We start from the raw sequence: 14,454 nt of genomic DNA on the forward strand, positions 1-14,454 counted from the left end.
GCCCCCACGGCCCGGCCCGGCCCGGGCGGGCCCCGCGCCGCGGGGGCGGCCGCCACGACGGTGGGGCGGAACCCGAGGTTGAAGGCGCTCCGGGCGGTGGAGTTGACGCACATATGCGTCATGAAGCCGGCCAGGACGACGTCCTTCACGCCGGCCTGCTCGAGCCGCGCCTGGAGGTCGGTGCCCACGAAGGAGCTCGGATACGCCTTGGTGATCACCGGCTCGTCGCCCTGCGGCGCCACTTCCGGGCTGATCTGGCCGATCGGGGCGGTCACGTCGTAGGGCGAGCCCGGCCCGGCATCGTGGCGGACGTGGATCACCGGGATCCCGGCCTCGCGCGCCCGTCGCAGGAGCGCCGCCGCCTCCCGGAGCGCGGGCTCGACGCCGTCGAGCCGCATCACGCCCTCCCGGTAGGTCTGCTGCAGGTCGATCATCACGAGCGCCGAGCCCCTGAGCGGGGCCGGCGCGGGGCTCAGGCCGGACAGGCCGCGCAGGGTTGCCGGATCGGACATCGGCGGTTCCTCCCATCGGGCCGCGTCGGAGGCGGCTCTCTGAGCCCGGGACGCTACGACGGCGCGGCCCGGTCGCGCCAGTGTGCAAAGGTGCAACGCTCGCGCGCCGGGGCCGGATGTTCCCCCAGGAAGGTTGGCCGCGCGGATTGATCCGCCCCCGCGCGTCGCTACATGCGCGGCGTGACCGCCCCGCCCCTGCGCCTCGGCGCGCTTCTCCTCGCCCTCGCCTGCGCGCAGCCGGCTTCGGCCGCTCCGTCCGAGGGGGCGACCGAGACCGTCGAGCAGGCCCTGTGCCGCCTCATCGACGACTCGGCCAAGGCCCGCGGCCTTCCGGTGCCGTTCCTGACGCGCCTGATCTGGCGCGAGAGCAGTTTTCGCGTCGGGGTGGTGAGTCCGGCCGGCGCGCAGGGCGTCGCGCAGTTCATGCCCGGGACCGCCCGGGAACGCGGCCTCCTCGACCCGTTCGATCCCGAGCAGGCGATCCCGCACGCGGCCCACCTGCTCGCCGACCTGAGGACCCAGTTCGGCAATCTGGGCCTCGCCGCCGCGGCCTATAACGGCGGCGCCGCGCGGGTGAGCAAGTGGCTCTCCGGCGACGGCGGCCTGCCCGCCGAGACGCGGGCCTACGTGGCCAACATCACGGGCCAGCCGGTGGACGACTGGCGGACCGGCCCCGGCAAGGCGATCGAGTTCCCGGAGGGCGGCGCGCCCGCCAAGTCCGACGGCAAGTCTGACGGCAGGTCCGACGGCAAGCCCGAGGCCAAGGATCAGAAGGAGACCAAGCCGGAAGCGCCGCAGACCTGCCTGCAGGTCACCGCCAGCCTGCGCGTCCCGTCGCGCGGCGACCGCTTCGCCCTCGGCCTCAACGAGGGTCCGGCCGCCCCCTGGGGCATCCAGCTCGCCGGCAATTTCTCCAAGGCGCTGGCGCTGCAGAGCTTCAACCGCGCGCGGAGCGCCTACGCCGGGGTGATCGGCGAGGTGCGGCCGATGATCATCGGCACGCGCCTGCGCAACCGCGGGACCCGCGCCTTCTACCGGATCCGCATCCCGGCGCAGAGCCGGCAGGCGGCCGACGACCTGTGCGGCCGCATCCGCAAGGTCGGCGGCGCCTGCTTCGTGCTGCGGACCTGATTTTTCGTGATCCGCCCCGAGAGCGTCATCAATCCGCCCCGAGGGCGGTGCGGTATGGCCCGGTCGGGACAACCGGATGGGATATGACACGTCTCCTCACCGCGCTCGCTAGCCTCCTCTGTCTCGGGCTCGCCGCGTTCGGCTTCACCGCTGCCTCGCCGCTCGCGCTGTTCGACGCGATCGGCCCGCGCGATCCGGGGGGCCGGCTCGCCGCGAAGGACCAGCCCTTCGGCGAGGGCCCGCGGCGGCGGCTCGACGTCTACGTTCCCACAGCGGGCGCCGAGAACGCGCCGGTCCTGGTGTTCTTCTACGGCGGCTCCTGGCAGAGCGGCGCCAAGGACGACTACGCCTTCGTCGGGCACGCCCTCGCGGCGCAGGGCTTCGTCACGGTGCTGCCCGATTACCGGCTCTACCCGGAGGCGCCGTTCCCCGGCTTCCTCGAGGACGGCGCCGAGGCCATCGCGTGGGTGCGCGACAACATCGCCGGATACGGCGGCGACCCGCGCCGCATCGTGCTCGCCGGCCACTCGGCGGGCGCCTACAACGCCGTGATGCTCGGCCTCGATCCGCGCTACGTGATCGCCGCCGGGGTCGATCCCAAGGTGATCAAGGCCGTCGCCGGCCTGTCCGGCCCCTACGACTTCCTGCCGTTCGACCAGGACACCACCGTCAAGGTGTTCGGCAAGGCGCCCGATCCGGAGGCCACGCAGCCCGTCGCCTTCGCGGGCCCGCTCTCGCCCCCCGCCTTCCTGGCGACCGGCGACGCGGACACGGTCGTCAAGCCGCGGCACACGGTCAGCCTCGCCGCCAAGCTGCGGGCCGAGCACGTCCCGGTCCAGGAGCGGCTCTACCCGGGCCTCGACCACAAGGACACGCTGCTGGCGCTGTCCGTCACCTTCCGCTCGAAGGCACCGGAACTGGCCGAGATGGCGTCCTTCCTGATGCGGCAATCCGCCGGCCGCTCGCAGTACACGATGCGGCGCTGACCCCGCCGGGATCGCGTCAAGGTTATCGCGCGATCGCGGGGTGCAACACCTGATTTTCCATCGCCCCGCACCTGCGGGCCGCTAGAATGGTCTCGGCCGCGCGGCGCGGCCTCGCGGTGGGACGGCATGGCTTCTGCGGACGCGGCGATCGGGATCCCGGCCGACGGGCGGCAGCGCGGCGTCGCGGGCCGCGACGTGCCGGACGTTCTGCGCGTGCTCCTGAACGGGGCCGTCTTCGTCCTGCTCTGGAATCACGTCTGGCTGAAGGACCTGTCCGACCGGTCGATGCTCGCGGCCTCCGAGGACGGCAGCCTGCTGACGCAGATCCTGTTCCTCAGTGCCGGCGCCGCCATGGCGGCGGCGATCCACCGGATCGGCGTGCGCCACCTCCGCCCCCTGGTGACCCGCCCCCTCGTGCTCTGCGCCCTCTGGCTCGGGGCGACGGCGCTGCTCTCCGTCGAGCCAAGCCTGTCGCTGCGGCGGCTCGCGCTCTTCGCCATCGCGGCGATGCTCTCGGCGGGCGTGCTGATCGTGGCCCGCTCGCCCCGGCAGCTGGCGCTGACCATGGCCGGGTCCGCCCTGGTCATCGTGCTCGCCTCCTACCTCGCGGTCGCCTTCGTGCCGAACCTCGCGATCCACTCGGCCTTCGACGTCAATTCGGATCCGAGCCACCCGGGCCTCTGGCGCGGTATCTTCCCGCAGAAGAACGAGGCCGGCGCCGCCATGGTGATCCTGGTGATCGTGGGCCTCTACGTCGCCAGGGTGGCGAGCCGCGTCCTCGGCTGGGCGATCGTGCTCCTGGCGGCCGGGTTCCTCGTGGCGAGCGGCTCCAAGACCGCGATCCTGCTCCTGCCGGTGATCCTCGCCGTCACCGGCCTGTGCCAGGTCCTGACCGGCGGGGTCCTGCGCCGCCTACTGCTCCTCGGCCCGGTGATCGGCTTCTCGCTGATCTCGATCGGCTCGGTGCTCGCGCCGCCGATCCAGGAGGCAGTGGGGTCGCTGCTCACCGACGCGACCTTCACGGGCCGCAGCGAGATCTGGCAGTTCGCCATCGACAACATCATGATCCGGCCCTGGCGCGGCTGGGGGATCGGCGCCTTCTGGATGACCGAGCGGACCATGTATGCCGGCTCCGAGGCGCTGACCTGGGTCAACACCGTCGACCACGCCCACAACGCCTATCTCGACACCGCGCTGATCGGCGGCCTGCCGTTCCTCGCCCTGACCGTCGTGGCCTTCGTGCTCGCCCCGGTGCGCGACCTGCAGCGCGTGGCCGGCGGGACACGCCTCGACGCGGAGACCCTCCTGTTCCTGAGGCTGTGGTTCCTCGGGCTGGTCTCGGCCTCCTTCGAGACGGTGCTCTACAACGGCAACAACGCCACCTGCTGCATGTTCATGATGGCGGTGTTCGGCCTGCGCCTGCGCACCCGCTACGCCGTCGTAGCGGGCTGAGGCGGTCCGGGCGCCCGGACTTCGCGCGCCAGCCGCGGAAGACCGCGCATCGTGAATGCGCTCGCCCCGGCGTGCCTCAGCGAGCGTCTCTTCTCCCCTCCGCGCGGCTTCTGTCCGGTAGCGGACGGCAACAACTTGTCCGGGAAACTGTTGGTCGGCATTCGCGCGGAGATTCTGCATGCCGGGCAGGGTTCGTTTCGCTTGGACCGACGTGACGTTCGCGCTGGGCGTGAGCGCCCTGTGCGCGCTGTCCCTCTTCGTGGCCCACTAGCCAAGGGGCCGCGCCGGGGCGTCCCGTCCCGCCGCAGCGTCGGGTGTCCGGCGCGCCGCGACATCCGTCCGCGCCGTGGGCCGGCCGCGGTCAATCGGGCAGCGCGAAGACCAGCAGCGCGTCGCCGGTGCCGAAGCCCGACGCCCTGGTGAACGAGGCGCCGCCCGCCGCCACCGCGACGTACTGCTTGCCGTCCAGCGCGTAGGTCATCGCCGGCCCGCTGATGCCGGCGCCGCACTGGAAACGCCAGAGAATCCGGCCGTCCCGCGCGTCGTGGGCGTCGAGATGACCGTCCTCCTCGCCCGAGAAGACGAGTCCGCCGGCGGTCGCCAGCGTGCCTCCGGAGAGGCGGCTGGCGCCGCGCACCGACCACGCGATCCGGCCGCCGTCCGCGAGATCGACGGCGGTGAGCGTGCTGAAGGACGGCTCGCCCCTGGCCTCCCCGGTCTCCGTGTAGCGGATCTCCGGGCGCCCCGCGGCGGCCGGCACGGTCTTCACCGTGTAGGTCGTCGCCCCGTGGCGGACCTGCACGTAGGCGCGCGTCCCGTCATAGGCGGTGGGCGGCCACGAGACCGCGCCGAGTGGGCCGGGCGCCACCACGGTGCCCTGCGGGGTCGGCGGCGCGAACAGGTTCTTCTGCTCGACGAGCGGGGCCGAGCGTGCGATCAGCCGGCCCGTGGCGCGGTCGTGGACGTAGATCCAGCCGGTCTTGCTCGCCGAGGCCACCGCCCTGGCGCCGCCCGGCATGTCCAGCAGGAAGGGCGGCGCGGCGACGTCGTAGCCCCACTCGTCGTGCGGCACCTGCTGGTAGTACCAGCGCAGTTTGCCGGTCTTCACGTCGAGGGCGACGAGGCACATCGTGTAGAGGTTGTCCCCCGGGCGCGACAGGCCGAAATTCTGCGGCGCCGGGTTGCCGGTGCCGAGGAAGATCAGGCCGAGATCGGGGTCGTAGGCGGGCGTCATCCAGAGGGAGCCGCCGCCCACCCGCCAGGCGTCGCGGTTGGCGGGGGCCGCCGCCTTCTCGGCGGCGATGTCGCGGTGGAGCGGCGTGCCGTCGGCGGTCTTGTCCACGAAGCCGCCCTCCCAGCCCTCCAAGGGCGTGACGTACCAGCGCCACCGTTCCTCGCCGGTCTTCGCGTCGTAGGCCGCGAGCCAGCCGCGCCGCCCGTAGCCGCCCTCGATGCCGACCACCGAGCCGCCGTCGAGGCCGCCCGCCTCGTCCTCGATGTGGAGGCCGTAGCCGGCGCCGGTGACGCCGACGATGACGAGCCCGTCGGCGACGAGCGGCGGCATCTTGAAGCCGAGGCGGCTCGAACCCTGGACGGGCTTGCCGCCGAGGGTCGCGGCCAGGCCCGAGGCGGTCTCGGTCTCGCCCTCCTCCGGGCGCACCGCCTCCTTCTCCCAGACGATCCGGCCGGTCCTGGCGTCGAGGGCGATCAGCTGCCCGTCCATGGTCGCCTCGAAGACGAGGCCCCCCGACACCGCGACCCCGCGGTTGGAGGGCGGGCCGAAGATCTTCTCGGTGCGCGGCTTGTGTGTGTAGGTCCAGAGCGGCTTCCCGGTCTTCGCGTCGAGGGCCGCGACGTTATTCTGCGTCGTGGAGACGTAGAGGGTGCCGTCCACCATGACCGGCTGGGCCTGGAAGTAGCCGGTGACCCCGGTCTGGAAGATCCAGGCGGGACGCAGCCGGCCGACCGTGTCGCGGTTGATCTGGGTTAGCTCGGAGAAGTTGCGGTTGCTCGGGTCGTGCCCGAAGGCCGGCCAGGGCGTCTCGGCGGCGGAGGCCGTACCGAGGGAGGCGGTTCCGGCAAGGCAGGCCAGCAGGGCGGCCCCGATCCATCGCGACAAAGCTGTGCTCCCGTGTGCGGCGCCTGTCGCGCCCGAACCGGTCTTCTCGCGACGCGGCCTCACGCCTGCCGCCGGGGCGCCCCGTCGAGCTGCGCCGGCGTCGCCTGGGCGCCCATGGCCCGGGCCATGTCGGCGGCGCTCTGGCCGGAGGCGTCGCGGCGATCCGGGTCGGCGCCGTGCTGGAGGAGCAGGTCGACCATCTCGGTGCGGTCGAACATGGCCGCGGTCATCAGCGCCGTGCGGGTGCCGTCGCCGGTCCCGTCCACCGCGGCCCCGTGCCGGAGCAGGAGCTGCGCGACGGCGAGGTCGTTCTTGAAGGCCGCGCCGGCGAGCGGCGTCTGGCCGCGGTCGTTGGCGAGTTCCGGGTCGCCGCCGGCCTCCAGGATCACCCGGGCGGCCTCCGCCTGACCGTTATAGGCGGCGAGCATCAGCAGGCTGTCGCCCTTGTCGTTGCGCAGGTTCGCCGGCAGCCCCTGCCCGAACAGGTCGGCGAGCTCCTCGGCGTGGCCCATCCGCGCGTACTGGAAGACCCGGCCCGCGAAGGCCAGGGTCTCGTCGTCGAGGGTCGGGGGCGGGTTCGTCTCTGAGGCCATCGCGTGCTCGTCACTCATCGCGGCTGATCTGGGCCGCTGCGGCATCGACGTCCAGCGGCGGGGGGAACAGTTTCGTAGCCCGGCTCGTTCCAGCCGCCTATCCGGGCGAGGCCCGGCGTCTCCGGAGCGCGACGATGCCCCGACCGTTTGAGCCCTACGCCGACGCGCTGCGCACCGCCCGCGAGATCGTGCGCGAGCAGGCGGGGACCGTCGTCGAGGCGGCGGTCCGCGCGGATTCCCACGCCTACGACGAGGCCTGCCACGTCCTCGTGGTCCGGATCGCGCAGGCCATCGTCGATGCCGGCGAGGCCGGGTCGGAACACGGCCTCGGCCGCGGCAGCGAGGCCGCCTGAGGTCCCGGCGGCCGGGTCAGCCCCGCCGCCGCCCGCCGCCGCCCTTGTACTTGGGCTTCTGACCGCCGAGGCCCTGCGTCGAGCGCGGCTTCGGCCGCTCCTGCCAGACCGGCGCCGCGCCGCCCGCCGGCAACTCCCGGTCGGTCCCCGGACCCATGTTGTCGAGGTCGGGCTTGGCGATCCGGCTGCCCCCGCCTCCGCGCGGCGCCTTCCGGCCGAACTTGCCGGCCTCGCGCTCCACATCGCTCTGGCGCGCCATCGGGTCATCGGAGACCAGCAGTTCGGTCGCCTGAAGCCGCTTCAGCTCGTCGCGCAGCCGCGCCGCCTCCTCGAAGTCGAGGTCGGCGGCAGCCGCGCGCATCCGCTTCTCCAGGTCCGCCATGACGGCCTTGAGGTTGTGGCCGACCGTGATGGCGTCCTTGGCCAGCCCGGTATCGACCTGAACGTGGTCGCGCTCGAACACGCTGCTGAGGATGTCGGCGATCCCGCGCTTCACGCTCTGCGGCGTGATCCCGTGCTCTTCGTTGTAGGCGAGCTGCTTGGCGCGCCGCCGTTCGGTCTCGGCCATCGCCCGCTCCATCGAGCCGGTGATGTTGTCCGCGTACAGGATGCAGCGTGCGTCGGCATTGCGGGCGGCGCGGCCGATCGTCTGGATCAGCGAGGTCTCCGAGCGGAGGAAGCCTTCCTTGTCGGCGTCGAGGATCGCCACCAGGGCGCATTCCGGGATGTCGAGGCCCTCGCGCAGGAGGTTGATGCCGATCAGCACGTCGAAGGCGCCGAGCCGCAGGTCGCGGATGATCTCGATCCGCTCCAGCGTGTCGATGTCGGAGTGCATGTAGCGCACCCGCACGCTGTTCTCGTGCAGGTACTCGGTGAGGTCCTCGGCCATGCGCTTGGTGAGCGTGGTGACGAGGGTCCGGTAGCCGGCCTGCGCCACCTCCCGGACCTCGCCCAGCAGGTCGTCCACCTGGCTGCGGGCCGGGCGCACCTCGATCACCGGGTCGACGAGGCCGGTCGGGCGGATGACCTGCTCGGCGAAGACGCCGCCGGTCTGCTCCATCTCCCACTTGCCGGGCGTCGCCGAGACGTGGACCGTCATCGGCCGCATCGCGTCCCATTCCTCGAAGCGCAGCGGCCGGTTGTCGAGGCAGGAGGGCAGCCGGAAGCCGTACTCCGCGAGCGTCGCCTTCCGGCGGAAGTCGCCCCGGTACATGCCGCCGATCTGCGGCACGGTGACGTGGCTCTCGTCGGTGAAGACCAGGGCGTTGTCGGGCAGGTACTCGAACAGGGTCGGCGGCGGCTCGCCGGGCTTCCGGCCGGTGAGGTAACGGGAGTAGTTCTCGATGCCGTTGCAGGCGCCGGTCGCCTCGATCATCTCGATGTCGAAGGTGCAGCGCTGGTCGATCCGCTGCGCCTCAATCAGCCGGCCCATCCGGGTCAGCTCCTCGATCCGGCCCTTCAACTCGTGCTTGATGCCCTTGATCGCCTGCTGCAGCGTCGGGCGCGGCGTCACGTAGTGCGAGTTAGCGTAGACCTTCACGAACTTCAGCTCGGAGATCGTCTTGCCGGTGAGCGGGTCGAACTCGACGATGCTCTCGACCTCGTCGCCGAACAGCCCGATCCGCCAGCCGCGATCCTCCAGGTGGGCCGGCCACAGCTCGATCGAATCGCCGCGCACCCGGAAGGTGCCGCGGGCGAAGTCGGACTGGATGCGCTTGTACTGCAGGGCCACGAGGTCGGCGATCAGCTGGCGCTGCTCGATCCGTTCGCCGAGCGAGACCGTGAACGACATCGCCGTGTAGGTCTCGACCGAGCCGATGCCGTAGATGCACGAGACCGAGGCGACGATGATGACGTCGTCCCGCTCCAGCAGGGCGCGGGTGGCGGCGTGGCGCATCCGGTCGATCTGCTCGTTGATCGACGATTCCTTCTCGATGAACGTGTCGGAGCGCGGGACGTAGGCCTCGGGCTGGTAGTAGTCGTAGTAGGAGACGAAGTACTCGACCGCGTTGTCGGGGAAGAAGGCCTTGAACTCCCCGTAGAGCTGCGCCGCCAGCGTCTTGTTGGGCGCGAGGATCAGCGCCGGGCGCTGCGTCTCCTCGATGATCTTGGCCATCGTGAAGGTCTTGCCCGAGCCGGTGACGCCGAGCAGCACCTGGTCGCGCTCCAGCGCCTGCACGCCGCCGACGAGCTCGGCGATCGCCCGGGGCTGGTCGCCGGCCGGGGTGAAGTCGGATTTGAGCGTGAACCGGACGCCGCCCTCGGATTTCTGCGGCCGCTCCGGCCGGTGGGGCGTCCAGGTCTTGCCGTCCTTGAACAGCGGGTTGCCCTCGGTGAGCAGCCGCTCCAGCGCGCTCACCGTCGCCGAGGCGCCGCCGTCGCCGCCGGGATCCGGCAGGTCGGCACCCTCCGGCGCGGGGCCGTCCTCGGGCGGCGTCAGACCGAGCGCCTGCGCCAGGCGCGGGTCGACATCGGCCGCGTCGCCGAGCGCGTAGCCGGCCTGGGGCGCCTCCGCGAAGCCGTCGTGGGCGATCTCGGCCCTCCGGGTCGCGGCCTCGGCTGTCCCCTCCTTCGGGCCGACCTTACCGCCGCCCTTACCGCCGCCCGTCTTGCGGCCGGGCCGCGCGGGCGCCTCGGGGGGCGGCTCGACGGCGGCCGGGCGGTTCCGGTTGAGCGCCGGGTTCAGGAGCTCCGCCAGGTAGGTGTCCAGGGGCTTCAGCTCGGGCTTCGACGCCTTGGCGGACGTGGCCGTGACGGAGCGCGGTTTCTTCGGTGCGGGCATGAGAACAATATGGGCCCGGACCGCGCCCTGAGGAACCCTGCGCGGGTGCGGTTTGGCGGCTTTCGTCCGCCGCCGGCCGTACGGCGGACCGGCCGCGGACCGGTTGCCGACCGGCGGCGGAGCGCCGCGCCATTCCACTAAAGACGGTGTGGCGAATACAGCCGTTAGGTAGAATTCCCCCGGGAGCGAACTCGACCGCGACGCCGGATGCTGAGAAGATCGGAATCCGCACGCGGGAAATCGGCTTGCGGTGAGCCGACCCGGTCGATACTTTGCACTGCAAAGTGGGGTGTGCGGCATGCTGCAGCCGGGGGCTTGAGGCACATGCAGGACCTGGACAAGGCGCTGGCCGACATCGTGGCCATCCGCTCGCAGATCGCCCGCGACACGGCGTTCCGCGGCTTGGGCGCGGCGACGGTCGCCGGCACCGGCGGCCTTGCGCTCGCCTGCGCGGCGGGGCAGGCCCTGTGGCTCGGCGATCCCGCGGCGCGGCCGGGCCTGTTCTTCGGCCTCTGGATCGCGGCGGCCCTCGCGGCCTTCGCGATGATCGGCGTCGAGGCGGTCCGGCGCAGCCGGCGCCTGCATTCCGGCCTCGCCGACGCGATGGTGTGGAACGCCATCGAGGTGTTCCTGCCGGCCGCGGGCGCGGGGGCCTGCCTCGCCCTGGTCATCGCCCGCTTCGCGCCCGGCGAGGTCTGGATGCTGCCGGGTCTCTGGCAGGTTCTGGTCGGCCTCGGCCTCTTCGCCTCGGCGCGGATCCTGCCCCGGGCGGTCCAGGGCGTCGGGGCCTGGTACCTGCTCGCCGGCCTCGCCGTCCTGGCGGTCTCGGCCGAGACACGGGCCCTGTCGCCCTGGACGATGGGCCTGCCCTTCCTGATCGGCCAGGCGTGGCTGGCCGGGATCATCCATCACGGGGCCCGGGCCTTCGATGACGACCGCTGACCGTTCCGAGGGGCGCTTCTCCTACGAGGGGCTCGACAGGATCATCCACGAGCGGGCGCGCCTCAGCGTGCTGACATCCCTGGTGGCGCACCCGAAGGGGCTGCCCTTCCCGGATCTCAAGCGGCTGTGCGGGCTGACCGACGGCAATCTGAGCCGCCACCTGGCCGTTCTGAGCGAGGCGGATCTGGTGAGCCTCGAGAAGCGCTTCGCGCAGAACCGGTCGCAGACGATCTGCCGCCTCACGGCGGTCGGGCGTCGGCGCTTCATCGGCTATCTCGGCGTGCTGGAGCAGGTGGTGCGCGATGCCGCGGAGGCGGCCGAGCGCGGCCCCGAATCCGGTGTTCGCGGCCTCGATCCGGCCACGAAAACGGCGTGAGACCGCCCGTCCCGCCGGGAATGTTAATCCCGTTTCGATAGACCTCTACGCCACGCCCATGCCGGGAGACTTTACGATGCAAAGCGAAGCGGTGCCGGGAGCCCTGCACGCCGCGATCATCATGGACGGCAACGGGCGCTGGGCGACGCAGCGCGGCCTGCCGCGGCTGGCCGGCCACCACCGGGGCGTCGAGGCGATCCGCCGCACCGCCGAGGCGTGCCCGGATCACGGCATCGGCACGCTCACGCTGTACGCCTTCTCGGCGGACAACTGGCAGCGGCCGGCCGAGGAGGTCGGCGGCCTGATGCGGCTCCTGCGCTCGTACCTGCGCAACGAGACCCAGCGCCTCGCCCGCACCGGCACCCGTCTCAGCGTCGTCGGTCGGCGCGACCGTCTGCCCGACGGCATCCCACAGGCGATCGCGGCCGCCGAGGCCGCCACGGCGGGGGGAACCCGCCTCCATCTGCGGATCTGCGTCGACTACTCGGCCCGCGACGCGATCATCGCGGCGGCGCAGCGCCTCGCCGGCGAGGAGCCGACGCGCGAGAGCTTCGGCAAGCTGGTGGCCGGTCCGATGCACGGCTCCCCGGTGGATGTCGACCTGCTGATCCGCACCGGCGGCGAGCGCCGCCTCTCCGACTTCATGCTGTGGGAGGCGGCCTACGCCGAACTGCTCTTCACCGAGCGGATGTGGCCCGATTTCGGACCCGACGACCTCGCCGAGGCCGTGGCCGAGTTCGGCCGCCGGGAGCGCCGGTTCGGCGGCCTGAAGGCGCCGGCCGTCCCGGCCGCCGCCTGAGGCGGCTTGACGCGCGCGCGCCGGCGCGCAGAGGGTCGGCGGCATGACCGAGACCCTCGCCCATCGCCGCGTCCTCCTCGTCATCGGCGGCGGCATCGCGGCCTACAAGGCCCTCGACCTGATCCGGCGGCTGCGCGAGCGGGGCGCCAGCGTCTGCCCGGTGCTGACCGCGGGGGCCCAGGAATTCGTGACGCCGCTGGCGGCGGCCGCGCTCGCCGGTGAGCGGGCGCATACCGACCTGTTCGACCGCGCCTCCGAGGCCGAGATCGGCCACATCAAGCTCGCCCGTCAGGCCGATGCCGTGGTGGTGGCGCCCGCGACCGCCAACCTGATGGCCCGCATGGCCGGCGGCCACGCGGCCGACCTCGCGACCACGGTCCTGCTGGCCACGACCCTGCCGATCCTGATCGCCCCGGCCATGAACGTCCAGATGTGGGCGCACCCCGCCACCCGCCGGAACCGCGCGGTCCTGGAGGGCGACGGCGTCCGGATCGTCGGGCCGAATGCCGGCCGGATGGCCGAGCCGGAATCCGGGCCCGGCCGGATGGCCGAGCCCAACGAGATCGCCGACGCGCTGGAGCGGATGCTCGGCGCCCCGGCCGGGGACAGGCCCCTGGCCGGCCGGCGCGTGCTCGTGACCTCGGGCCCCACCCACGAGCCGATCGACCCCGTCCGCTACATCGCCAACCGCTCCTCGGGCCGCCAGGGCCACGCCATCGCGGCCGCCGCCGCCGCGGCCGGCGCCGCCGTGACGCTAGTCTCCGGGCCGGTGTCGCTGCCCGACCCGCCGGGCGTCGCCGTCGTGCGGGTCGAGACCGCCCGGCAGATGCTGGCCGCCGTCGAGGCGGCGCTGCCGGCCGACATCGCGGTCTTCGCCGCCGCGGTCGCCGACTGGCGCCCGGAGCAGGAGGCGGGCAGCAAGAAGATCAAGAAGGACGGCACCGGGCCGGCGCCGATGCCGCTGGTCGAGAATCCCGACATCCTCGCCACGATCGCGCGCCGGCCGGCCGGGCGCCCGTCCCTCGTGGTCGGGTTCGCGGCCGAGACCGACACGGTGGTCGAGCACGCCCGGGCGAAGATCGCCCGGAAGGGCTGCGACCTCATCGTGGCCAACGACGTGTCGGCCGAGGGCGGCGTCATGGGCGGCATCGACAACACGGTGCACCTGATCCGACGGGACGGCGCGGTGGAGACCTGGCCGCGCCTCGGCAAGGACGAGGTCGCCCGGCGGCTCGTCGCCCATTTCGCCGCGCTTCTGGCCGGCTGACGCGGCGCCCCCGAGAGGGACGCGTGCCCCTCGGACGGCGGGCCGTTCCGAGCGTGGGCGTCGTTGCACACAGGTAAAGTAAAAGTGTTGCTACAACAGATCCGCGTCCGATCGATTGGTGACTGAGAATATCCGCGCGTCTGCCCGGTCATTGTCCGATCGTTTTGCTGAAGAATAGGTCGCGAGGGGAAATTTTAAAGACAGCGTGTTGCCTGCGGTCGCCCGCGTTGTCCCGGCCGTGCGGAGGAAATCTTGCTATGATCTGGCATGCCCGACCGATCGGGCGACCGGAGCCGAGGCACGATGCGCATAGGGGACCTGTCCATCCGGACGACCATGAGCCTCGTCCTCGTCGTCATGGCCACGATCATGCTCGGCTTCGCGACGGGCACCGTGCGCGAGGCGCGGCAGCACGCCGCCGAGGCCGAGCGGGTCATCGCGCTGGTGCGGGCGAGCCGCGCCCTCCTCCAGACGCTCAACGTGACCCGGTTCGAGCGGGGCGCGACGCTGCAGTTCCTCGCCGCCGCCGAGCCCGTCGAGGCGGAGACCCGCGCGTCGCTCTACGCCGACCGGCAGCGCGCCATCGCGGGGCTCGCCGCGGCCCGGCCGCTCCTCGACGGCCTGGAACTCCCCGCCGTGGCGGCGACCCTCGGCCGGCTGCACGAGGCGAGCGGCCGCCTCGACCGCCTCCGGCCGCGGGTCGACGCGGCCCTGGACGTGCCGGGCGCGCGGCGCGACGGCGCGGTGACGGCGGAGGCCAGGGCCGCCCTCCAGGCCATGCTCGATGCCCTGATCGCCACGAGCGACGCCGTGGACGCCGCGATCCCGCTGTCCGACGGGCTCCTCCGGCGCGACCTCGCCCTGAAGCGGGCGGCGTGGGCGACGCGCATGGCCAACGGCGCCGTCGCGCTGCGCGTGCAGACGTCCCTGGCGGCCGGGGCGTCCTGGTCGCTGGACGAGACCGTCGCGGCGGCCGAGGAGCGGGGACGGCTCGACGCGGCCTGGAACGCGGCGATCGAGGCCTCGGCCGAGGCCTCCGAGACGGTCCGGGCCGCGTTCCGGCGGGCCCGGGAGAACAATTTCGAGGGCGCCCCCCTCGCCCGGCGGGGCCCCCCGGGGCCGGCCCCGCCGCCGCCCCGGGC

The 14,454-nt window shown here is 72.8% G+C and carries 12 protein-coding genes and 1 pseudogene; 9 read left to right on the forward strand and 4 right to left on the reverse strand.

Annotated elements, in window-relative coordinates:
- Positions 1 to 512 (reverse strand): cysteine hydrolase family protein (locus tag ACLBYE_RS25750; RefSeq protein WP_447696341.1); only part of this gene is annotated, 512 nt, incomplete at its 3' end.
- A gap of 171 nt (positions 513 to 683) precedes the next feature.
- On the opposite strand from ACLBYE_RS25750, the gene ACLBYE_RS25755 reads away from it, so the two are divergent.
- From ACLBYE_RS25755 to ACLBYE_RS25765, 3 genes are all read left to right on the forward strand, one after another.
- On the forward strand, positions 684 to 1,643 hold the full coding sequence (locus tag ACLBYE_RS25755) for a lytic transglycosylase domain-containing protein (protein WP_447696342.1): 960 nt from the start codon (positions 684 to 686) through the stop codon (positions 1,641 to 1,643).
- Positions 1,644 to 1,726: 83 nt separating this feature from the next.
- Positions 1,727 to 2,629, forward strand: a complete 903-nt coding sequence (locus ACLBYE_RS25760) for an alpha/beta hydrolase (protein WP_012317814.1) — start codon at positions 1,727 to 1,729, stop codon at positions 2,627 to 2,629.
- A 126-nt stretch (positions 2,630 to 2,755) separates the two neighbouring features.
- Positions 2,756 to 4,081: an O-antigen ligase family protein gene (locus ACLBYE_RS25765; protein ID WP_447696343.1), complete on the forward strand. Its 1,326-nt coding sequence runs from the start codon at positions 2,756 to 2,758 to the stop codon at positions 4,079 to 4,081.
- A 361-nt stretch (positions 4,082 to 4,442) separates the two neighbouring features.
- Here ACLBYE_RS25765 and ACLBYE_RS25770 read toward each other — a convergent pair whose 3' ends face one another.
- Together ACLBYE_RS25770 and ACLBYE_RS25775 are read right to left on the reverse strand one after the other, a co-directional pair.
- Positions 4,443 to 6,200: an outer membrane protein assembly factor BamB family protein gene (locus ACLBYE_RS25770; RefSeq protein WP_447696344.1), complete on the reverse strand. Its 1,758-nt coding sequence runs from the start codon at positions 6,198 to 6,200 to the stop codon at positions 4,443 to 4,445.
- A gap of 59 nt (positions 6,201 to 6,259) precedes the next feature.
- The gene (locus ACLBYE_RS25775) at positions 6,260 to 6,793 is read right to left on the reverse strand and encodes an ankyrin repeat domain-containing protein (protein WP_020093615.1); all 534 of its coding nucleotides are present in this window, start codon (positions 6,791 to 6,793) and stop codon (positions 6,260 to 6,262) included.
- 134 nt (positions 6,794 to 6,927) lie between these two features.
- Here ACLBYE_RS25775 and ACLBYE_RS25780 point away from each other — a divergent pair, with 134 nt between their 5' ends.
- A complete protein-coding gene (locus tag ACLBYE_RS25780; protein ID WP_447696345.1) occupies positions 6,928 to 7,146 on the forward strand; it encodes a hypothetical protein in 219 nt (72 codons plus the stop codon).
- Positions 7,147 to 7,162: 16 nt separating this feature from the next.
- Here the strand turns inward: ACLBYE_RS25780 and uvrB are convergent, their stop codons facing one another.
- Positions 7,163 to 9,928 carry an excinuclease ABC subunit UvrB gene (gene uvrB, locus ACLBYE_RS25785; protein WP_447696346.1) on the reverse strand — a complete coding sequence of 922 codons (2,766 nt, stop codon included), beginning with the start codon at positions 9,926 to 9,928 and terminating at the stop codon, positions 7,163 to 7,165.
- A 324-nt stretch (positions 9,929 to 10,252) separates the two neighbouring features.
- Here uvrB and ACLBYE_RS25790 point away from each other — a divergent pair, with 324 nt between their 5' ends.
- The 5 genes and pseudogenes from ACLBYE_RS25790 to ACLBYE_RS25810 form a co-directional block, all read left to right on the forward strand.
- The gene (locus ACLBYE_RS25790) at positions 10,253 to 10,870 is read left to right on the forward strand and encodes a hypothetical protein (RefSeq protein WP_056525429.1); all 618 of its coding nucleotides are present in this window, start codon (positions 10,253 to 10,255) and stop codon (positions 10,868 to 10,870) included.
- Entirely contained in the window at positions 10,857 to 11,246 is a 390-nt protein-coding gene (locus ACLBYE_RS25795; protein WP_020093611.1) for a transcriptional regulator, read from the forward strand. Before ACLBYE_RS25790 ends, ACLBYE_RS25795 begins: the two co-directional genes overlap by 14 nt.
- A 76-nt stretch (positions 11,247 to 11,322) precedes the next feature.
- Positions 11,323 to 12,045, forward strand: a complete 723-nt coding sequence (locus tag ACLBYE_RS25800) for a di-trans,poly-cis-decaprenylcistransferase (protein WP_042674708.1) — start codon at positions 11,323 to 11,325, stop codon at positions 12,043 to 12,045.
- 43 nt (positions 12,046 to 12,088) lie between these two features.
- Positions 12,089 to 13,312, forward strand: a complete 1,224-nt coding sequence (gene coaBC / locus ACLBYE_RS25805; protein ID WP_447696347.1) for a bifunctional phosphopantothenoylcysteine decarboxylase/phosphopantothenate--cysteine ligase CoaBC — start codon at positions 12,089 to 12,091, stop codon at positions 13,310 to 13,312.
- A gap of 303 nt (positions 13,313 to 13,615) precedes the next feature.
- Positions 13,616 to 14,454: pseudogene (locus ACLBYE_RS25810) on the forward strand (methyl-accepting chemotaxis protein); the annotation flags it as partial.

The organism is Methylobacterium sp. A52T, from assembly GCF_053346095.1.